The following is a 19,371-nucleotide window of genomic DNA, read 5'->3' as shown; positions in this document are numbered from 1 at the left end:
GCGTTCCTGAGCGGCGTGAGAACGCCACCGGCGCGCCGTCCGCCATCCCCCCGGCCTCGTCACAACCCAAGGAGCTGACCGTGTACCTGCCATGGCCGTTGCCCGATGAGAACTGGTCCGCCGACACCTCGCACCAGCCCGAGCCGGACCACGAGGACCTGAGACTCGAGGCGCTGGTCGCGCAGCGATTGAGCATCGACTGGACCACACGGCGCCAGCAGATCACCGTCTCCGTGCAGAACCGGGTCGTCATCCTCGCCGGCGTGGTGGGTGACGCGAACGCGCGGCAGGTGGCGGCGGACCTCGCCTACGACGTGCCGGGCGTCTTCGACGTCTGCAACACACTGCGGCTCAGCGGCCCGCGGCGTAGTCACCGGTGACTCCGGCTCAGGGCCACATCGAAGGCGCGAATGACCTCCCAGGCTGCACGCTGCCTGGCCGTCGGTGACACGCTCTCGTTTCAGGGGTGGTGACAGGCTGATGGCCGTCGTTTGGCTAACGTAGTAGCCGGTGTGCCGGGAAGACTGGTCGGCGACTTCGTCACCGATCCACCGGAGGACCACGATGAGCCGCCCACCGGCTAACCGCACGCCACTCCTGCTCAGCCGCAGGAGTTGGCCTGAGGTACGCCGGATCGGGGACATTCTCCGGACCGAAACGGTCGGCGGGGTACTGCTGCTGGTTGCCGCCGTGCTTGCCCTCGCCTGGGCGAATTCCCCCTGGTCCGACGCGTACCGGTCGCTCGCCGACGTCACCGTGGGCCCCGAAGCGCTGCATCTGGACCTCTCATTGGCGCAATGGGCCGCCGACGGCCTGCTAGCGATCTTCTTCTTCGTCGCCGGGCTGGAGCTCAAGCGCGAGTTCGTCGCAGGTGACCTGCGCGAGCCCCGCCGGGCGATGCTGCCCGTCGCCGCTGCGCTCGGCGGCATGACGCTGCCGGCGCTGATCTACGTGGCATTCAACGTCGGGGCCGGCGACGGGGCGTTGACCGGGTGGGCGATTCCGACCGCCACTGACATCGCGTTCGCCCTGGCCGTGCTCGGAGTGATCAACACAAGCCTGCCCTCGGCGATGCGCACGTTTCTGCTCACCCTCGCGGTGGTCGACGACCTGCTGGCCATTGTGATCATCGCGGTCTTCTACACCAGTACCCTGCACTTCGGGTTGCTGCTGCTCGCGCTGGCCCCGATGGCGCTGTTCGGTCTGCTGGTTCAGCGCCGGGTGCGGTCCTGGTTGCTGCTGCTGCCGCTGGCGGTCGCGACGTGGGCGCTGGTGCACGCCTCCGGGGTGCATGCCACCGTCGCCGGGGTCGCGCTGGCCTTCACCGTGCCGGTGCTACGCCGCAAGCCGGGACCTGGCCCTGGCCTGGCGGAGCACTTCGAACACCGAATCCGGCCCCTGTCCGCCGGGGTCGCGGTGCCGGTGTTCGCGTTCTTCGCCGCCGGAGTCTCGGTTGCCGGGGCGGGTGGCCTCGGCGCAACCCTGACCGACTCGGTCGCCCTGGGCGTGATGGTGGGGTTGGTGGTGGGTAAGGCGGCTGGCGTTCTCGGTGCCACCTGGCTCGTGCAGCGGTTCACCCGGGCCCGGCTCGCGGAAGGGCTGGCCTGGTGGGACATGGTGGGGTTGGCGCTGCTGGCCGGGGTCGGTTTCACCGTGTCGCTGCTGATCGGTGAATTGGCGTTCGGCGCCGGCACTGAACGCGACGACCACTCCAAGATCGGCGTTCTGCTCGGGTCGCTGCTGTCGGCGGTGCTGGCAACCGTCGTTCTACGCGCTCGTAATCGGCATTACCAGGGGATCTGCGCGCTGGAGGAGCGTGACAGCGACGCCGACGGGGTGCCCGACGTCTATGAGGAGCAGCCGACCAGGACGACGCCGTCCTGATCTGGCGCTCCTGGGCTATGGCGGCCAGCCGAGCAGTCGAGCGCCGAGTACGGCTGTCTGCAGCGTGAACCGCTGGGTCGGCTCGCCGGGGTGGTAGCCGGTCAGGTCCCGGATGCGGTCGAGTCGGTAGGTGATCGCGCGGACGGACAGGTGCATCTGCCGGGCGGTCGCGGTGTGGTTGCCCTGGTTGTCGAAGAGCACGGTCAGGGTCTCCAGGTACGGCTCGGCACCGCCGCGCGCCGTGATCAGTGGCCCGAGGACCGTGGTCACCAGGTCGGTGATGGCGTCGCGGTCACGCAGAAGCACGGGGAAGACCAGCAGGTCGGCAGCATTGAGTACGGGCGTGGTGAAGCCGAGCCTGACGGCGTAGTCGAGGGTGTGGCGGGCCTCGTCGAGGGACGTGGCCAGGCCATGGACACCGGGTTGAGTGCGGCCGACGGCGATCTGCCAGTTGCCCGCGCCGAATTCGGTGAGGAGCAGGTGGGCGAGTTCGGCAGCGATGCCGCGTAGGCCGCCGGCGCTGATGCAGACCACGTCGCCGTCGCGGAGGGTGGTGAGGGTGTTGCCTTCGCCGAACCTGGAGGCCAACGCGGCATCGATGCGGTGCGTGATGCCGGGAGTCAGGCCGGCCGCGCGGGCGATGAGGACGGTGTGGGTGGCCGACAGGCGGATGCCGTACCGGTGTGCGCGCTCGGCCAGACCGCCCGGGTCGGCGCGACCGGTGAGCAGGTCGTTGACGAATGCGGCACGTTCGTTGTCGTGGCGATCCAGCTCGGCGCGGTTCTGCCGGGTGTACCCGTCCACGGCATCGGTGAGCAGGACACGGGCGGTGTCCAGCAGTGTCTCGGCGCGGGAATGCACGGCGACGGCGGTGTCGGTCGACGCGACCGGGGTGGCGCTCCAGTGGGCAGTGGTGGCATCCAGCAGACCGGTGACAAGCTCGGGCAGCGTCAGCCCCTCATCCGCTGCGCGGGCACCCAGGTCGGCCGCTGCCCGACGCCGGGCACTGGCCGGGACGTACAGCAGATCCTGGCAGTTGGCCGTCAGCCAATTGTCGTCGCTCATGGGCTGTTCCTCGTGGGCGTGCTGGTGGCCGCCGGTAACCGGAGGCCACCAGCCTCAGGTTTACACACCGATGTCGCGACGGTCGAACACGATGACTCCGGCGGTCGTGGCTGCGGCACCGAGGAGCACGAGGGCGAGAAGCTCGACCGGATGCCAGCCGGTGTGCAGCGGGTCCGTGCCGATGAAGTAGTGGAACGGTGACAGCCAGCGCACCCAGTGCCACCCGTCGAGCATGCCGCCGATGGCGTTGGCCATGTAGGCGGCCACGGCGAGGCCACCGGTGATCGCGAGGACGACAGCCCGTTTTCCGGTGGCGGCGCCAACGAGGAATGCGACGCCGGCGAAGCTCCACACCAGGGCGACCAGGCCAGCGGACGCGGCGGCGACGTTGGACAGGGGGATGTCCATGCCGATCCAGGGAACAATGATCATCAGCAGGATCCCGGGGATGGCGGCGATCCCGGTGAGCGCGCTGCCGGCGGCGGCCACCCGTTGCCAGGCGAAAGCGGTGCGCGAGATCGGGTTGGCCAGCATCAACTCCATGCCGCCGTCCTCCTCCGGCCGAGCGATCGTGCGGGCAGTCAGCGTGATGGCGCACATCAGGACCAGCAGTGGGCCGACCAGGCTGAAGATGGTCGCCTGCAGATAGCCGGCGGGCGACAGCATGTCGGCGATGCCGAGGAAGTCCAGCATGCCCTGGGGCAGTGCGTCCTGCTTCAGCTCCGCGGCTCCCTGAAACTGGCTGTAGAACGAGGTGTAGATGGCGGTGAAGGCGGCGACGCCGCCGGCCCAACCAATCAATGCCAGGCGGTCGTCACGCCAGGTCTTACGCACCAGCGCGGGAGGCATCGCCGGCTCCTTCCCCGTGGTAGTAGAACGACAGGAACGTCTCTTCCAGGTCGGGTTCGGCCGACAACATGTCCACCACGTCATGACGCGCCGCCGCCTTGATCAGCGGATCGATGCGACCGTCGACAGTGCATTTCAGCACCGGGCCGGACACCACCACGTCACTTACTCCGGGCAGGACACTGAACTCCGCCGGGTCCACCGGATCATCGAAATGAATCTCGACGGCGCGGACCGCCCGCTTCCCCAGTGACTCAACCCGCTCGACCGCGGCCAACTGGCCGTCGCGGACGATGGCGACCCGGTCGGCCGCCTGCTGCACCTCCGCCAGGACGTGAGAGGACATGAAGACCGTCTGCCCAGCACCACTGGCGTCGCGGACCATGGCCAGGAACTCCTGCTGCATGAGTGGATCCAGCCCACTGGTCGGCTCATCCAGGACCAGCACCGCCGGCCGGTGCATGAACGCCTGCACCAACCCGACCTTCTGCTTGTTGCCCTTACTCATCGTCCGTACCGAACGCGAGAGGTCCAGGTCGAGCCGCTCCGCGAACTCGGTAACCTGCGACCAGGCCACGCCGCCGCGCGCCGCGGCGAAGAAGCGCAGCAGGTCCTCCGCCTTGTCCCGCCCGGGAAACACGAGCTCGCCGGGCAGATAGCCGATCTGACGGTGCAGTGCGGCCCTGTTCCTGCGCGGGTCGAGCCCGAGCACGGTCGCGTGTCCACGAGTGGGGCGCAGGAAGTCCAACAGCAGCCGGATCGTGGTTGTCTTCCCGGCTCCGTTCGGCCCCAGGAATCCCACCACCTCCCCGGCGCGAACCTCCAGGCTGAGCCCCTCGATACCGCGGCGCTGACCATAGAACTTGGTCAGGTCCTCGGTGAGTAGGGCGATGTCGCTTGTCATGCCCACATCGTCGCTGGCCTTCCGACCCGGCATCCAGGTCAGCATCCGGCCGACATACCGCCGAGGCCGTTGCCGAACGTCGGAAGCCAGTAGCCCGAACGCCAGCCCGGGCGGCCTCCGCGCCGCGACCGCCGGGAGTACTCTCACCCCAGGTGCGCCGGGAAGTCTGGTCGGCAGGTCATGTCGTGCTGCGGCTCTGGAGGCTCCGATGGGCGTTTCTGCCCTGCGCACCGAACATCTGTCCAAGCGGTACGGGCGGCTACTTGCCCTCAACGACCTCACCCTCGACGTCCCGGCGGGCGAGGTGTTCGGTTTTCTCGGCCCCAACGGCGCCGGGAAGTCAACGACTATCCGGCTGCTGCTCGGCCTTGCCCGACCCACCTCCGGACGGGCGTGGATCTTCGACACCGACGCCGCCGATGTCGCCGCCGCCCACAACAGCCTCGCCTACGTGCCGGCGGATGTGGCGCTGTGGCCACGGATGACCGGCGCCGAGGTGCTGGACCTGCTCGCCCGCATCGGCCCGGGCACGGACACCGCCTACCGCGACGAGCTCATCCAACGATTCGCGCTGGACGTTTCCAAACCGGCCGGCACCTACTCGACGGGCAACCGGCAGAAGGTCGCCCTGATCGCGGCGTTCGCCACCCGGGCGCCTCTGCTGGTGCTGGACGAGCCGACCAGCGGCTTGGACCCGCTCATGGAACTGCAGTTCCGACAGGCGGTCGGGGTTGCCCGCGACAACGGGCAGACGGTGTTCCTCAGCTCCCACCAGCTCGCCGAGGTCGAGGCCGTCTGCGACCGCGTCGGCATCCTGCGCGCCGGTCAACTGGTGGAGGTGGCGTCCGTCGCACAGCTGCGCCGACTGCACCACACCGAGGTGGCCGCGACATTCACCGGCACGCCACCGGACCTCACCGGCGTCCCCGGCGTCCACGACCTGCACGCAGACGGCGCCGCGACCGTGCGGTTCACCCTGAGCGGCTCCCCCACCGCGGCGCTGCGCGCCCTGGCCAACGCCGATGTGGCGACGATCGTCGTCCGGGAGCAGAGCCTCGAGGAGATCTTCCTCGCCTACTACGGGCAGGACGCCCGATGATCGCGACCACGGCGGCAGCAGCCCGCCCGGAGCGAGTGCTGAGGGGGCTCGCGCTACGCCAGGTGCGCCGTGGTGGCCTGGTCGTGACCGCTGTGTGCGCGGGCATGTCCGCCCTGGTGGTTGTCGGCTACCGCAGCGAGGCACTGGATCCGGCGGCCTTGGCGGCGCTGGCCCGCAACCCCGCGATCCGCACCCTGTTCGGCGAACCGGTCGCGCTCGACCAGGCGGGCGGGTTCACGGTGTGGCGCACGGGCACCGTCCTGGCGGTCCTGCTCGGGGTGTGGGCGATGCTGGCCGCCACCCGGATCACCCGTGGGGAGGAGGACGCTGGCCGGTGGGGTCTGTTGCTGTCCGGCCGCATCACCCTCGCCGGGGCTGTACGCCAGCACCTCGGTGTGCTGGCCGTCGTTCCGGTCCTCGTTGGAGCGGCGACCGCAGCGGCGATGATCGCTGCGGGAGTGGACGCCACGGGTGCGTTGTTGCACGGCGCCGGCCTCGCTGCCGTCGGGCTCTTCTTCGTCGCCGTCGGGGGCGTCACCGCACAGATGTTCGTCAGCCGGTCGGCGGCCAACGGTGTCGCGGCCGCCGTCCTGATTGTCGGGCTCCTCATGCGGATGGTCGGCGACGGTGTGCCCGCGCTGGCGTGGCTTCGGTGGCTGTCCCCGTTCGGCCTCTTGGCGCTGACCCGCCCGTTCGACAGCAATCGGGGGTTGCCGGTGTCGATGCTGGCGTTCGCCGCGGTGCTGCTGCTGGCCCTCGCCGGTCGGCTTGCGGCGCGGCGTGACGTCGGCGCGGCGATTCTTGCGACGCCCGGCAGTCGGCCGGCGCGTACCGCGTTGCTCGGTTCGGTGCCCGCCTTCGCAGTACGGCGCACCACGCGACCGCTGGCCGCATGGTCGGCCGGGATCGGCGCGTACTTCCTGCTCCTGGGTTTGATCGCCCGGTCCATGACCGAATTCCTTACCGGCAATCCCGAGTTCGCGGCCATGGCGGCCCAGGCCGGCTTCCCGGCACTCGGCACGGTCGAGGGCTACGCGGCCACCCTGTACGCGCTGCTGGCCGTTCCGGTCGGGGCGTTCGTCGCCGTGCGGCTCGCCGCCACCGCCGCGGACGAGAACGCCCGGCGTCTCACCCTGCTACTGGCCGCACCGGTGACCCGGGTACGGCTGTTGGCCGCCGAAGCGGCCGTCGCTGGCTGCGCCGCGCTGGTCCTGGTCACGGAGGCGGGCGTCGCCATGTGGGCCGGCACGGCCACTGTCCATGCCGGCCTTGGGGCCGGCGAGGCGCTCGCCGGCGCCTGGAACGTCGTGCCGGTCGTGCTGCTCTGTCTGGGAGCTGCCGTCCTGGCGCTCGGATGGACACCGCGAGCCGTCGCGGCGATCGGCGCTCTTCCGGCCGCCGGCGGGTTCCTGTGGCAGGTCCTTGGCGACAGCATCGACGCGCCCTTCTGGATCCGTGCGCTGTCCCCGTTCGCGCACCTGGCCGCGGTGCCGGCCACCGCGCCGGCCTGGGTCGCGGCGTCCGTGATGGCCGGCATCGCCGCGGCAGGAGTGGTCGCCGGCACTATCGGCTACCGTCGGCGTGACCTGGGTGCCTGACCAGCCCCATCAGCAACACGCTTCAGGGTGTTGCGCACTCAGACGTCGCACCATCCGCGCACGAGGGTGGCGGCGATTTCGGGCCGACTGGCCGAAGGCGGCCGAGGTCTGCCCATCATCAGCGCCCTGGCGAGCGACTAGCGTGCAGTGGTACCGCGGCGCGGCTGCACGTCGGTGACGACTTGCAGCACACACAGCCGGAGAGTTGAGAGCGGCCGGTCCGAATTCTCCGTCATCAGACCGGTCCGCCCTCACCAGCGGCCACCGTATGTGCTGCGGCGGGTCACCCACCGCCAGCGGCGTCCGTTAGACCGGCCGTTCACCGCTCCAACGGACGCAGCCGGTTGTTGACGTCGTGCACTCCCGGGGTGCTCCAGGCGCGGGCGTGGGCCTCCGTGCTCACGTCGGCGCACGTGACCACGCCGTCCAGGATGACCACACGGTTCTGCACTTCGATGCAGATGCGTTCGTGACGCAACCGGGGATCCCGCTGCATGCTCTCCAGCAGGCGGCAGGCCAGCCGGGCATCCTCAGAGGCAGGCTGGATCTGGATCAGCGATCGAAAGTCGTCGGGCAGGAACCAGGGGACGTAGGTCATGGTGTTCCCTCAAAGGTGCTTCGGTGCTTCGGCGGCCGTGTCCGGCCGCCGAGATACCGGCCGGTTGGGGGTAGCTGGAACTCAGCGTCGGGTCGGGGGCACCGGGTACGGCGGAGCGACCCCCCTCGGGCTGAAGAACGGCGCGTAGCCGTAGTACCAGTACACGTCCTCGTAGTAGCCGGCCTCCTCGACGACCTCCGGGTCGTACGTTGGGGCCTGCTCGATCTTCTCCCGGGTCAGGTCGACTCGTACCGTGTCGTCGGTGACGTCGCTGATCGCCTCGACCGGGAGGAAGGTGGCGGTGGCGCCGATGCCGAGAATTCCTCCGTGCTCAACGCGCAGGAACCGCACCCTATGCTCCTCGCGATCGATCAGCAGATCGTCAACCTTGCCCAGGTCGTCACCGTCGGCGTCGAGGACGCGCCGACCGCGCACGTCCTGGTCGGCATCCGCGATCGTCTGCCCGGAGTCACCGAGCTTGACCAGAATCGCAGTCGTGTCGTGTGGCATGAGCTGCTCCTTCCGTAGCGTCTGATCCTTATGCGCTACCCAAAGGACGGCCGGGACAATACGACGAAACGATGACGCTTCCGGCCCGCTTTCGTGACGACTGAACGCCCCTCCGTCGCTGGCCTGTGCGGCGGAGACGTCGAGGGGCCCGCCGGTCCGGCAGGGCCCCTCGACCCAGATGACTCAGGAAAGCGTGTTCAGGTAGTCGGGGTTGGCCTTCAGCCACTCCTCGACGGCCTTCTTCTCGTCGCCCTTGTGAGTGTTGAACATCAGGTCCTCCAGAGACGCGAGCTGCTCACCGTCCATCTTGAACTTCTTCAGCATCGCGGTGACCTCGGGGAAGTCGTCGCCGAAGCCGGTGCGGGCGAGGGTGTTGATCTGCTCGGCCTGGCCGAGGGTGCCCTTGGGGTCGGCGAGGTCCTTCAACTCGTACTTGGCGTAGGCCCAGTGCGGGTGCCAGAGAGTGACCACGATCGGCTTCTTGTCGGCGATCGCACCGTCCAGCGCGGCCAGCATCGCCGGGGTGGAGGAGGTCTTCAGCTTCAGCTTGCCGTCCAGGCCGTACTCGGGGATGACCTTCTCCTGGGTGGCCTTGGTCAGACCTGCGCCCGGCTCGATGCCAATCAGCTGCCCGTCGAAGCTGCCGGCCTTGTCAGCCAGGTCGGCCAGCGAGTCGACGCCCTCGACGTATGTCGGCACCGCGATGCTCAGGCTGGCGTCGTCATACCAGACGCCGAGCTTTTCCAGCTTGTCGCCGTACTTCTCCAGGTAGGAGGCGTGCGTCTGGGGTAGCCAACTGTCCAGGAAAAGGTCGATGTCGCCGTTGGCGAGACCGCCGTAGACGAGACCGGCCTCCAGGTTCTTGAGCTCGACCTCGTAGCCCTTGTCCTGCAGGATGTCCTGCCACAGGTGAGACGCCGCGATCGCCTCGTCCCAGGCCATGTAACCGATGGTGATCTTCTTGCCGTCGTCGGACGCGTCGTCCTGCTCGCCGCAGGCGGCAGCGCCGCCGAGGGCCAGGGTGGCGGTCACCGTGAGCGCGAGGGCGCGCTTCAGTGTCGTGAACAATGGGTTGTCCTTCCTCTTTCGGGTATGCCGGCGGACCCCGCGTACGCGGGAAAGGGATTGCCGGCGGAGAGCGACGGTTCAGGCGGCCTGCCGCGCGAGGCGTTGCGCCCGTGCGGACGGGAAGCGGTCGCCCGCCGAGTCGGTGAGGCGGTCGAGTACCACGGCGAGGATCACGACGGCGATCCCACCCTCAAAGCCGCTGCCCACCTCGACCTGGGACAACGCGAACATGATCACGTCGCCGAGGCCTCCAGCGCCCACCATGCCGGCGATCACCACCATGGACAGGGCCAGCATGATGACCTGGTTGACGCCGGTCATGATCGTGGGCAGTGCCAGCGGCAGCTTGGTCCGCAGCAGCACCATCCACGGTGGCGCACCGAACGACTCGGCGGCCTGGACGATCTCCTTGTCGACCTGGCGCAGACCCAGCTCGGTCAGGCGTACGCCGGGCGGCATGCTGAAGACCAGGGTGGCCAGTACGCCCGGCACGGTGCCGATGCCGAAGAAGAAGATCGCCGGAATGAGGTACACGAACGCGGGCATGGTCTGCATCAGGTCCAGCACCGGCCGGGCCACCGCTGAGGCACGCTTGTTCTCCGCGACGAGCACGCCCAACGGGATAGCCATCAGCAACGCCAGGGTGCTGGCCACGAGCACCTGAGCGAGCGTGCTCATGGTCTCCTCCCAGTACGGCATTCCGGCCACCAGGCCGAGGCCGACCGTGGTGCCGAGGGCGAACTTCCACCCGCGCAGCCACCAGCCGAGCCCGGCGAGCACCAGCACGACCACCACCGCCGGTACGCCGGTGAGCAGGTCGTTGAGCGGTCGCACCAGCGCCTCGACCACAGTGGCGACACCGTCGAAGAACGGACCGAGGGTGGCGGTGGCCCAGTCGACCGCGGCCTCGGTCCAGGCGCCCAGCGGCACCCGGGGCAGCCAGCTGTCCAGCGGCGACTGCGTCAGACTCATGCTGACTCTCCCTTCGTTCCGACCAGTTCCACCTGGTCCTGGTCCTGCGTCGGCTCGTCCGGGGTCGCGGCGGCCAGCGCGCTGAGCAGGGTGATCCGGGGGATCACCCCGATCAGCCGGTCGCGTTCGTCGAGGACGGCGACCGGGTGCTGGCTCTCCGCGCAGTCGCCGAAGAGGTCAGCCACCGAGGTGTCCGCGGTGACCGTGCGGACCCGCTCGGTCGACACGTAACCGTCGAGGTGGGGACGCCCCTCGCGGAGTGCCCGCAACACCTCATCCTCGGTGACCGTGCCGAGGAACTTCTGCATCGGTCCGGTTACGTAGACCACCGAGGTCTGGCTTTCCCGCAGCGCCTTTGCGGCGACCCGGGGACCGGCGTTGACGTCCAGCACCTGCTGGGGCTTCTCCATCACCGATGCGGCGGTGAGGATCCGGGTCCGGTCGACGTCGGCGACGAACTGCGCCACGTAGTCGTTGGCCGGATCGGTGAGGATCTCCTCGGCGGTGCCGATCTGGACGATCCGACCGTCCCGCATCACCGCGATCCGGTCGCCGAGCCGCATGGCCTCGTTCAGGTCGTGGGTGATGAAGATGATCGTCTTGCCCAGTTCGGCCTGAAGTTCCAGGAGTTGGTCCTGGATCTCCCGGCGGATCAGCGGGTCCAGTGCCGAGAACGCCTCGTCCATCAGCAGGATCTCGGTGCCGGCCGCGAGCGCGCGCGCCAGCCCGACCCGCTGCCGCATACCGCCGGACAGGTCGTGCGGCAGGTTGTCCGCCCACTCCGTCAGGCCCACCATCCGCAGCGCGTCCATGGCCCGCTCACGTCGCTCGGCCTTGGGCAGCCCGGCGACCTCCAGCGCGTACCCGGCGTTCTCCAGCACCGTCCGGTGCGGCATGAGCGCGAAGTGCTGGAACACCATGCTGATCTTCTCCCGGCGCAGCTTGCGCAGCGCCGCCGGCTTGAGCGTGGTCAGTTCGACCCCATCGACCCGCACGCTGCCCCTCGTGGGACGCAGCAGGCCGTTGAGCATCCGGATGAGGGTTGACTTTCCCGAGCCAGAGAGGCCCATGACGACGAAGATCTCGCCCGGGCGTACCTCGAAATTCGCGTCGATCACGGCGGCCGTGGCCGGCAGCCCGGCCAAGGCCTCGGCACGCGGCCTCCCGTCCGCCAGACGTCTTACCGCTTCGTCGGCTCGACTGCCGAATATTTTGTAGAGCGATTGCACTGTGAGCGCGGACACGATCCCCCTTCCGAGACGGAAACCGGTTGGCGTATCGCGCCGTGGGCGCCCTCTTCGCGTCTCATCGTCGATATCAACATCGATCACATTCAGCGGGTCACATAGGCCCGGCGGCGAAACCTACCGGCGTCATCGCGACAAATCCAGTCGGCACCGCAGGGCTGTGGATATGCACACAAAAATTCGCAGGTGCCGTGCCGGATTGATCGTCGGCACATGTTGCGCGATTCATTGACCCCACACTGTTCCGACCAGGGAAGGTCCGGTGCCGCCTGCGCCGATCGTCCCGCTGAAACACCCCCTCAGCAGCCGTTGCCGCCTACCTGGAGAGCACTTCCAGAATTTGTTGGGGATGATAGAGAACTGTCACGCAACTGTCATATTCCATCGCGGTTCGATCGCGTAATCTCACCGTCGGTGCAGTGTCGCGGCTCCCGATTACGGCCGAACTCGGGCAGGCGGATTACGTGGCTGGTGTCCCCTCTCACCACGATCTCCCTCAGCGACTCACCGGGGCGTCGGTATTCTTGATTGGGTACGGCCTGCACCCATACGCTTGTTAGTTGAGGGGGAACCGTGCCCTATCAGATCGACCTCGCTCGCCTGCGGGACGTGCTCGACGGACCGTGGGCCGCAGTCCGCAACGCGCACCGGGAGCACCTCGACGCGCGTTTCCTCCCGGTCTACGGCGAGACCGGTGACCAGGCACGGGAGCGGATCACCCGGTTGCTTACCGAACTCCCCGCCGAGCTGGGTATGGCGTCGGCCTTCCCCACCGAGTACGGCGGCAGCTCCGACGTCGGCGGCTCGATCGTCGCCAGCGAGATGCTGGCGCAGGTCGACCTGTCACTGATGGTCAAGGCCGGAGTGCAGTGGGGCCTCTTCGGCGGCGCGGTCGCGGCCCTCGGTACCCGCCGGCACCATGACGCCTATCTGCGGGACATCGTCTCGGGCACGATCTTCGGCTGCTTCGCCATGACCGAGACCGGGCACGGTTCCGACGTCCAGCGGCTGCGCACCACCTGCACGTACGACCCGCAGACGCAGACTTTCGACCTGCACACCCCACACGAGGCGGCCCGCAAGGACTACATCGGCAACGCCGCCCGCGACGGGCGGATGGCGGTGGTCTTCGCGCAGCTGATCACGAACGGTGAGCGGCACGGCGTACACGCGTGGTTGGTGCCGATCCGCGACGCGCAGGGCAACCCGCTGCCTGGCGTGCGCATCGGCGACGCCGGACCCAAGGCCGGCCTGCTCGGCGTGGACAACGGGCGGCTCACCTTCGACCACGTACAGGTGCCGAGGGACATGCTGCTGGACCGCTACGGTCAGGTCGCACCGGACGGGACGTACTCCAGCCCGATCGAGAACGACTCCCGACGCTTCTTCACCATGCTCGGCACCCTGGTCCGCGGCCGCGTGAGCGTCGGCGGCGCCGCGTCGGCGGCCACCAAGTCGGCGCTGACCATCGCGGTGCGCTACGGCGATATCCGCCGCCAGTTCGGCACACCCGACGCCGACCGGGAGGTGCTGCTCAATGACTACCTGGCCCACCAGCGCAAACTGCTGCCCGCCCTGGCCACCACGTACGCGCTGCACTTCGCCCAGACCGAGCTGGTCGCCGCGCTCAGCGAGGTGCAGGGTGGCGACGGGCCGGTCGACGAACACCGGCAACGGGAGCTGGAGTCCCGGGCCGCCGGTCTCAAGGCCGCGCAGACCTGGCACGCGACCCGCACCATCCAGATGTGCCGCGAGGCGTGCGGTGGCGCCGGCTACCTGGCCGAGAACCGGCTACCCAGCCTCAAGGCCGACACCGACGTCTTCACCACCTTCGAGGGCGACAACACGGTGCTGTTGCAGTTGGTGGCCAAGGGGCTGCTCACCGGCTACCGGGACGAGTTCGGCTCGCTGGACGGCTGGGGGCGCACCTCCTTCGTCGCCGAGCAGGTCCGCGAGATGGTGCTCGAACGCACCGCCGCGCGGTCGCTCATCGAGCGGCTGATCAGCGCCGTACCCGGCCGCGACGACGAGGTCGCCGTCACCGACCGCGGCTGGCAGCTCAAGGCCTTCGAGGACCGCGAGAGGCACCTCCTCGACGGCGCGGTCCGCCGCCTGCGCAACGGCGCGGCCACCAAGAAGAACCGACCCTTCGACATCTTCAACGACGTCCAGGACCACGTCCTCGCCGTCGCCGCCGCACACATCGACAGGGTCACCCTGGAGGCGTTCGTCGCCGGCATCGAAGACACCGCCGACCCGGCGGTCCGGGCGCTACTCTCCCGCGTCTGTGACCTGTACGCGCTCAGCGTCATCGAGGCCAACAAGGGATGGTTCCTGGAGCATGGCCGGCTCACACCGGCCCGATCCAAGGCGATCACCGGCGTGGTCAACTCCCTACTCAGGGAGCTACGCCCGCACATGCGCACCCTCGTCGACGGTTTCGCCATCCCGGACTCGTGGCTGCACGCCGCGATCCTGCGCGAGGAATCGCACCGGCAGGAAACCACGACCGCCCACGACGACGCCGGTGATCCGCAGGCCGTCCCGGCCTAGGACGAAGGTTCCCGTGACGTTGACGTCTGGGCGAAAGGCTTGCAAAGACCTAATTGTCGGCGGGGGTCGCGGACGGAGCAGCCGGATTCACTGGTGGTTTGTCGTCGACCACCTTGCGGTTGAGGCTCACCTGTGCGGTGCCGGTGCCTCCGACCTGAATGTCGTCGTATGCCTGGAGCCGGTGATCCGGGCCGAGGTAGAGCACCGACATGACCAGGGGCATCGGTTCATCACCTTCGAGTCCGCGCAACCCGGCCCCGCCGGTGGAACCCTGCACTGCCAGCCGGGTGGTGACCGTGCCGGTCGGCGGCAGCGTCGTCACCTTCCGCTGGTGTGTGTGGCCGGCCAGGACGAGTGGCGTGGCACCGTTGAGCGCGGTCGCTGACGCGGGGTCGTGCACCAGTGCGATGTCCACCGGTAGGTCCAGCGAGCGGATCGTCGTGGCGAGCTGCTTCCCCGTACCCTCGACCGTCGTGGCTGGCTCCTCCCAGGGCCCTGCCTCGGCCTCCTGCTTGTCGGGCGTGAACCGGGGGTCGCCGATGCCGGCGATCGTCACTCCGGCAACTGTCGTGACGGAGTCGTTCAGGACGACCGCGTTCGGCTGGCTGGCCACCGTCGCTGCGGTTCTGGGTGAGTCGTGGTTACCGCGGATGTAGACGTACGGTGCCTTGAGCTGGCCGATCATGGAGACATACGACGTCTCGGGTTCGCTGCCCCAATCGGTGATGTCCCCGGTGTCGATGACGAAGTCGATGTCGTACTGCTCGACCACGGTCTTGATCATTGGCCAGGCGGCGGGGTTCAGGTGCAGGTCCGAGACGTGCAGGATTCGGGTGGTGTCGGGCGCTGCCTGGTAGATGGGCAGGGTCGACACGGTGGTGTAGAGCTCGCCGACGTTGCCGACGAGGCGTTGGAGTTGCTCGGCGTAGCGGCTGTAGTCATCGGCGATCCGTTGCGCGTCTCCGATCAGCGCCGGGGCGTTGACCAGCAGGCCCTCGTACCGGGGTTCGGCCAGTGCCTGCGGTCGCACCGTCAGGGCGGCCGTGCCGAGGGTGCCACCGGTGACCAGCAGCGCGAGACCACCCGACCAGGCGACACGACGCACGGATCGGAACGTCAACCCCGCGAGCAGCATGGACGTGAGGACCGACACGCCGACCGTACGCAGCCCGAGGCGGACCAGGGCGTCGCGGAGATCGTCGGGTGCCGTGGTGCCGGCGTGAGCGAGGCCGGCCGGGTCGTTGAGCAGTGCCTCGGTGCGTCGCTGGTCGAGTGAGTCGAGGCGGACGGTCAGTCGCGCGGGGCCGTCGTGGCTGTCGAGAAAAAGCGATCCCAGCGGGGGTATGGCGATCTCCGTGCCGCCGTCCGTGGATGGGGTCAGCTGGAAGGCGACCCGGAATGGCCCGACGTCACTGGCGCCCCTGGCACCGAGGAGGGTGCCGATCGTGATACCCGTGGCGGTTATGGCGACCAGCGCGACCGCAGCCAGGACACGACCTGCCCACGGCGAGCGCATGAGCTGGATCGGCCGCGCGGCAGCGTTTCTGAGGCGTTCGGCCAGGGCAATTCGGCGCGGAGGCGCCGCGTCCGGAGGCGGAGTCACGAGCGGGGTCCGATCTGTGGGAACCGAGGGGACGGTGGGGTCAGTTCGATGGGGCGCCCTGGTCGTCTTCCCCTCCGCAGAGCAGGCCGAGCAGGCCGGCGGCGAAGAGTTGCCGCCGGACGAAATGCGCGAGGTGCTCCAGCCGCAGGGCGCCGCCACGGACCGTGACGGCGCGTTGGCAGGCCACGAGCGTTCCCATGCCGGTGGAGTCGATGAAGGTGAGATCAGTGAAGTCGAGGATGACGTCTCGCACCGAATCGCATGCCAACGCCGCAATGACCGCGTCGTGCACGAGTCCGCTCGTTGCGAGGTCCATCTCCCCCGCCAGCCGGATGCGGGTGACGGCACCAACCTGCATCGTGTCGACTGTCAACTCCACCCACGACTCCTAACCCGGGCACCACCAGGTGAAACATGCATGGATGCAATGAATTGTTTTCGCAGGGCAGCCTATCCGCCGAAGGGAGCTGCTTCCAAGGTCGGCAAGCCCGAGGCGTACTCGTCGCTCATTGGGCCACGGGCCGGCGCTCAACCAGCAGAAGTGCGATGTCGTCGTGCGGTTCGCCCCCCACGTGCCGGTGCACGGCGGCCCAGACCGCGTCGAGACACCTGTCCACCGATGGCTCGGCCAGACACGCCCCCAGCGCAGACGTCGGCAAGAAGCGCCGCTCGCTGTCGCGCGCCTCGAGCAGGCCGTCGGTGAGCAACAGCAGCCGGTCACCGACCTCCCAACGGCCGACACACTCCGGTGTCCGCGGCCCACCCAGACCCAACGGTCGATCCGGCGGGGCCACCGTCAACTCCTCCAGCTCTCCGGAGCAGTGCCGCAGAATCGGCGCGGGGTGACCGCAGTTCACGGTCCCGATCTCGCCTCCGCGTAGCTCGACCAGGACGGCGGTGACGAACGTCGCTCCCCGGGCGGGAGTCGGCTCCCGGGCGACGAGATCGTCCAGGTCGCGCGCCACCTGCGTCAAGTCCGACCGGATGATCGCCGATTGTCGGAACGCTCCCGCCACCGCCGAAGCCAGTCGCACCGCTGCGAGCCCCTTGCCGCAGACGTCACCGACGATGATCCGCAGCCGGTCCTGCTCGGCCACCACCTCGTACAGGTCGCCGCCCACGCCGGCCTCCTCGTAGGCCGCGACGTACCGAGCTGCCAGTTCCACCCCGGCCGCATACTGCGGCGGCTCGCGCAGAATGGCAGCCTGGGTGATCCGCACGATCTCGGCCATCCGGCGCAGACGCTCCTCCCGTCCCGTTCGAGCCCGCGCGACGTACACCGCCATCAGGCTGACCGTGATGACCACCGCCACCCGGAGCAGGTGATCGAGGCTGCCGAGCATCCCGCTGGGGAACCCGGCCGCCACCGCGGCCGTCGTCGCCGTGGCCGACACCACTGCGGTGCGGCGCGGGCTTTCGACGGCGGCGGCGAACAGCGGGGCGAGGGCCAGAAAACCAATGAGTACGGCATGGGTGCCCGCGGCAACGTCGATCAGCAGGACCACCGCGACGAACCCGATGGCCAGCCGCAGTCCGAGCCAGCGGGTCCACCTGCCTGCCACCACACCGTCAGCGCCGGCGGAACGGGCCGTTGCCAACCTGCCCGCAGCGCGCTCAGCTAGACGATCGGGCCGCATGGCTCCGCCGATCCGGGTCATCGCCTGCTGTCGACGTCTCTGGGTCGAGTTGCCGACGTAGCGCCTCGATCTCCGCGCGCAGGGCCGCGATGTCGTCGGCGGTCGCCGCAGCCGTTCCGCCCTTCTGGGAGACCCGATCCACGATCCAGGTTGCCAGTGAGCCGGTGACGAACCCGATCAGGCCAATGCCGCCGATCATGAGCCCCAACGCGACGAACCGACCCGTCCCGGTCACCGGGAAGTGATCGCCGTACCCGACGGTGGTGATGGTCACCGTCGCCCACCACAGGGCGTCATCGAACGAGGCGATGTTGCTGCCCGCTGCGGACCGCTCGGCGTCCAGCACCGCCAGCGCGGATACCAGCACCAGCAGCGTGGTGGTGGCGCCCACGTAGACGGCGAGCCGGCCACGCGCCCACGACTCCGCCCGTCTGTTCAGGCTCAGCACCACGGTGATCAGCCGCAGGGCGCGCAGCGGTCGCAGGACCGGGAGGACCAGGACTGCGAGGTCGAAGAGGTGACCCCGCAGAAAGCGCCGCCGATCTCCGGCCAGGACCAGCCGCACCACGAAGTCGACCCAGAACGTCAACCAGATGAGGACCGTCGTCGCCTCACACGCCCGCCGCCAGGACTCCGCCAGGTCCGGCCGCAGGATCGGTACGGCGTAGACCACGAGAAACAGGACCGCCAGGAGCATCAGCGGAAGTGCGGTCAGCCGTTCCCACCTCGCGGCCCGGTCGGCGGCTGACGCTTCAGTCCTCACCTGCATGGGCGGCCCATCCAACGACTATAGGTGCATCCGTGCAATCATTTCCGGGTGAAACCGTACGCGGAAGGCTGCACTCCGTCGACAGCAGCTGAGGATGAGCTGCTTGACGGTTTGTCCGCGTTGAGCCGCGCATTGGTAGGGATCACCGCCCGATCTCTGGGCTCACTGGACGCGGAAGTCACACTGCCGCAGTACCGGACACTGGTCATCCTCGCCTCACGCGCCCCGTTGCGCACCGTGGATCTCGCGTCGTTGCTCGCTGTGCATCCGTCGACCGCGACCAGGATGTGCGATCGCCTGGTACGTCGGAATCTGGTGGCCCGCCGCCAACAATCCGACGACCGGCGGGTTGCCTGGTTGACTCTCACCGACGGCGGCAAAACCCTCGTCGGCGATGTCATGCGCCACCGAACTGCCGAGATTCGCCGCCTCTTGAGAACGGCCGATTCCGGACGCCCGCAGACGACCACCGACCTGATCAACGCGCTGGTGACCGCCGCCGGGGAACCGTCGGAGAAGCTGTGGTGGCGGCACTGGGAAGAGTCCAGCGCCAGCCCCTGACGACGGAAGTCATCGGGCAGGTACCGTTGCGCCCTGAAGATACCTGCAATCATGCAGGTATCTAGGCGGTCGACGCAGGAGGTGGCAGGAGTCTCATGTTCACCATCCGGTCCTCCGGTGTGGGGCTCGCGCCGAGGACTCTCCACCTCTCCGGGGAACTGGACATGGCCTTCTCCGGCCACCTGCGCGAGGCCGTCGAGCGCACGCTCGCGTCAAGCGCCAGACAGTGGCTGATCGTCGATTTGCGCGACACCACACTGATCGACTCCGGTGCGGTCAAGGAGTTGGTGGATGTCCACCGGCTCGCCGCCCAGCAGGGGCGAGTCCTGGTCCTGCGCAACGCACGCGGAATCGTCGCCGAGGTGCTCCGGATCACCGGCGTGGCTGCCACGCTTGAGCGTCCCGCGACGCGGCCGGCCGGCACGATCTACGGCTCGTTGAACGGCAGCTAGAA

19 protein-coding genes are annotated in these 19,371 nt (G+C 68.8%); 7 read left to right on the top strand and 12 right to left on the bottom strand.

Annotated elements, in window-relative coordinates:
• Positions 1–80 precede the first annotated feature (80 nt).
• Together ACIA47_RS16185 and nhaA are read left to right on the top strand one after the other, a co-directional pair.
• Entirely contained in the window at positions 81–380 is a 300-nt protein-coding gene (locus tag ACIA47_RS16185; RefSeq protein WP_203118304.1) for a BON domain-containing protein, read from the top strand.
• Positions 381–564: 184 nt separating this feature from the next.
• Positions 565–1,884 carry a Na+/H+ antiporter NhaA gene (nhaA, locus tag ACIA47_RS16180; protein ID WP_396708585.1) on the top strand — a complete coding sequence of 440 codons (1,320 nt, stop codon included), beginning with the start codon at positions 565–567 and terminating at the stop codon, positions 1,882–1,884.
• Between the two features lie 15 nt (positions 1,885–1,899).
• Here the strand turns inward: nhaA and ACIA47_RS16175 are convergent, their stop codons facing one another.
• The 3 genes from ACIA47_RS16175 to ACIA47_RS16165 are packed head-to-tail and all read right to left on the bottom strand — an operon-like array spanning position 1,900 to position 4,702.
• The gene (locus ACIA47_RS16175; protein WP_396708583.1) at positions 1,900–2,949 is read right to left on the bottom strand and encodes a PucR family transcriptional regulator; all 1,050 of its coding nucleotides are present in this window, start codon (positions 2,947–2,949) and stop codon (positions 1,900–1,902) included.
• A 60-nt stretch (positions 2,950–3,009) separates the two neighbouring features.
• Positions 3,010–3,798: an ABC transporter permease subunit gene (locus tag ACIA47_RS16170; RefSeq protein ID WP_203118293.1), complete on the bottom strand. Its 789-nt coding sequence runs from the start codon at positions 3,796–3,798 to the stop codon at positions 3,010–3,012.
• Positions 3,776–4,702: an ABC transporter ATP-binding protein gene (locus ACIA47_RS16165; RefSeq protein ID WP_396708581.1), complete on the bottom strand. Its 927-nt coding sequence runs from the start codon at positions 4,700–4,702 to the stop codon at positions 3,776–3,778. Before ACIA47_RS16165 ends, ACIA47_RS16170 begins: the two co-directional genes overlap by 23 nt.
• 208 nt (positions 4,703–4,910) lie before the next feature.
• Here ACIA47_RS16165 and ACIA47_RS16160 point away from each other — a divergent pair, with 208 nt between their 5' ends.
• On the top strand, positions 4,911–5,801 hold the full coding sequence (locus ACIA47_RS16160) for an ABC transporter ATP-binding protein (RefSeq protein WP_396708579.1): 891 nt from the start codon (positions 4,911–4,913) through the stop codon (positions 5,799–5,801).
• Positions 5,798–7,399, top strand: a complete 1,602-nt coding sequence (locus ACIA47_RS16155) for an ABC transporter permease (protein WP_396708577.1) — start codon at positions 5,798–5,800, stop codon at positions 7,397–7,399. Before ACIA47_RS16160 ends, ACIA47_RS16155 begins: the two co-directional genes overlap by 4 nt.
• A 319-nt stretch (positions 7,400–7,718) precedes the next feature.
• Here ACIA47_RS16155 and ACIA47_RS16150 read toward each other — a convergent pair whose 3' ends face one another.
• From ACIA47_RS16150 to ACIA47_RS16130, 5 genes are all read right to left on the bottom strand, one after another.
• The gene (locus ACIA47_RS16150; protein ID WP_203118285.1) at positions 7,719–7,997 is read right to left on the bottom strand and encodes a BON domain-containing protein; all 279 of its coding nucleotides are present in this window, start codon (positions 7,995–7,997) and stop codon (positions 7,719–7,721) included.
• An 81-nt stretch (positions 7,998–8,078) separates the two neighbouring features.
• Positions 8,079–8,507 (bottom strand): PRC-barrel domain-containing protein, encoded by a 429-nt coding sequence (locus ACIA47_RS16145; protein ID WP_203118283.1) that lies wholly within the window; start codon positions 8,505–8,507, stop codon positions 8,079–8,081.
• Between the two features lie 183 nt (positions 8,508–8,690).
• Positions 8,691–9,575 (bottom strand): glycine betaine ABC transporter substrate-binding protein, encoded by an 885-nt coding sequence (locus tag ACIA47_RS16140; protein ID WP_396708574.1) that lies wholly within the window; start codon positions 9,573–9,575, stop codon positions 8,691–8,693.
• 78 nt (positions 9,576–9,653) lie between these two features.
• Positions 9,654–10,547 carry an ABC transporter permease subunit gene (locus ACIA47_RS16135; protein WP_203118268.1) on the bottom strand — a complete coding sequence of 298 codons (894 nt, stop codon included), beginning with the start codon at positions 10,545–10,547 and terminating at the stop codon, positions 9,654–9,656.
• Positions 10,544–11,794, bottom strand: a complete 1,251-nt coding sequence (locus ACIA47_RS16130) for a glycine betaine/L-proline ABC transporter ATP-binding protein (protein ID WP_396708809.1) — start codon at positions 11,792–11,794, stop codon at positions 10,544–10,546. The genes ACIA47_RS16135 and ACIA47_RS16130 overlap by 4 nt, the downstream gene beginning before the upstream one ends.
• A gap of 573 nt (positions 11,795–12,367) precedes the next feature.
• On the opposite strand from ACIA47_RS16130, the gene ACIA47_RS16125 reads away from it, so the two are divergent.
• Positions 12,368–14,347, top strand: coding sequence for an acyl-CoA dehydrogenase (locus tag ACIA47_RS16125; RefSeq protein WP_396708572.1), 1,980 nt, complete (start codon positions 12,368–12,370; stop codon positions 14,345–14,347).
• A 49-nt stretch (positions 14,348–14,396) separates the two neighbouring features.
• Here the strand turns inward: ACIA47_RS16125 and ACIA47_RS16120 are convergent, their stop codons facing one another.
• From ACIA47_RS16120 to ACIA47_RS16105, 4 genes are all read right to left on the bottom strand, one after another.
• Positions 14,397–15,863 carry a metallophosphoesterase gene (locus tag ACIA47_RS16120; RefSeq protein WP_203118258.1) on the bottom strand — a complete coding sequence of 489 codons (1,467 nt, stop codon included), beginning with the start codon at positions 15,861–15,863 and terminating at the stop codon, positions 14,397–14,399.
• A gap of 127 nt (positions 15,864–15,990) precedes the next feature.
• On the bottom strand, positions 15,991–16,329 hold the full coding sequence (locus ACIA47_RS16115; RefSeq protein ID WP_203118256.1) for an STAS domain-containing protein: 339 nt from the start codon (positions 16,327–16,329) through the stop codon (positions 15,991–15,993).
• Positions 16,330–16,456: 127 nt separating this feature from the next.
• Entirely contained in the window at positions 16,457–17,515 is a 1,059-nt protein-coding gene (locus ACIA47_RS16110; protein WP_396708569.1) for a PP2C family protein-serine/threonine phosphatase, read from the bottom strand.
• Positions 17,516–17,564: 49 nt separating this feature from the next.
• Positions 17,565–18,356 (bottom strand): potassium channel family protein, encoded by a 792-nt coding sequence (locus tag ACIA47_RS16105; RefSeq protein ID WP_203118251.1) that lies wholly within the window; start codon positions 18,354–18,356, stop codon positions 17,565–17,567.
• A 48-nt stretch (positions 18,357–18,404) separates the two neighbouring features.
• Between ACIA47_RS16105 and ACIA47_RS16100 the strand changes: the two genes are divergently transcribed.
• Positions 18,405–18,917 carry a MarR family transcriptional regulator gene (locus tag ACIA47_RS16100; protein WP_203118249.1) on the top strand — a complete coding sequence of 171 codons (513 nt, stop codon included), beginning with the start codon at positions 18,405–18,407 and terminating at the stop codon, positions 18,915–18,917.
• A 95-nt stretch (positions 18,918–19,012) separates the two neighbouring features.
• Positions 19,013–19,369, top strand: a complete 357-nt coding sequence (locus tag ACIA47_RS16095) for an STAS domain-containing protein (protein ID WP_203118239.1) — start codon at positions 19,013–19,015, stop codon at positions 19,367–19,369.
• The last annotated feature ends 2 nt before the right edge of the window (positions 19,370–19,371 follow it).

It is taken from the genome of Micromonospora sp. NPDC051227 (assembly GCF_044455385.1).
Lineage (GTDB): Bacteria > Actinomycetota > Actinomycetes > Mycobacteriales > Micromonosporaceae > Micromonospora.
This window is presented reverse-complemented; position numbering and strand designations above follow the sequence as displayed.

Excerpts from the sequence above, each read along its gene's own strand:
- nhaA (WP_396708585.1), top strand. The coding sequence starts at position 565 with ATGAGCCGCCCACCGGCTAACCGCACGCCACTCCTGCTCAGCCGCAGG.
- ACIA47_RS16170 (WP_203118293.1), bottom strand. The coding sequence starts at position 3,798 with ATGCCTCCCGCGCTGGTGCGTAAGACCTGGCGTGACGACCGCCTGGCA.
- ACIA47_RS16120 (WP_203118258.1), bottom strand. The coding sequence starts at position 15,863 with ATGCGCTCGCCGTGGGCAGGTCGTGTCCTGGCTGCGGTCGCGCTGGTC.
- ACIA47_RS16165 (WP_396708581.1), bottom strand. The coding sequence starts at position 4,702 with ATGACAAGCGACATCGCCCTACTCACCGAGGACCTGACCAAGTTCTAT.
- ACIA47_RS16135 (WP_203118268.1), bottom strand. The coding sequence starts at position 10,547 with ATGAGTCTGACGCAGTCGCCGCTGGACAGCTGGCTGCCCCGGGTGCCG.
- ACIA47_RS16105 (WP_203118251.1), bottom strand. The coding sequence starts at position 18,356 with ATGCAGGTGAGGACTGAAGCGTCAGCCGCCGACCGGGCCGCGAGGTGG.
- ACIA47_RS16160 (WP_396708579.1), top strand. The coding sequence starts at position 4,911 with ATGGGCGTTTCTGCCCTGCGCACCGAACATCTGTCCAAGCGGTACGGG.
- ACIA47_RS16175 (WP_396708583.1), bottom strand. The coding sequence starts at position 2,949 with ATGAGCGACGACAATTGGCTGACGGCCAACTGCCAGGATCTGCTGTAC.
- ACIA47_RS16145 (WP_203118283.1), bottom strand. The coding sequence starts at position 8,507 with ATGCCACACGACACGACTGCGATTCTGGTCAAGCTCGGTGACTCCGGG.
- ACIA47_RS16150 (WP_203118285.1), bottom strand. The coding sequence starts at position 7,997 with ATGACCTACGTCCCCTGGTTCCTGCCCGACGACTTTCGATCGCTGATC.
- ACIA47_RS16095 (WP_203118239.1), top strand. The coding sequence starts at position 19,013 with ATGTTCACCATCCGGTCCTCCGGTGTGGGGCTCGCGCCGAGGACTCTC.
- ACIA47_RS16155 (WP_396708577.1), top strand. The coding sequence starts at position 5,798 with ATGATCGCGACCACGGCGGCAGCAGCCCGCCCGGAGCGAGTGCTGAGG.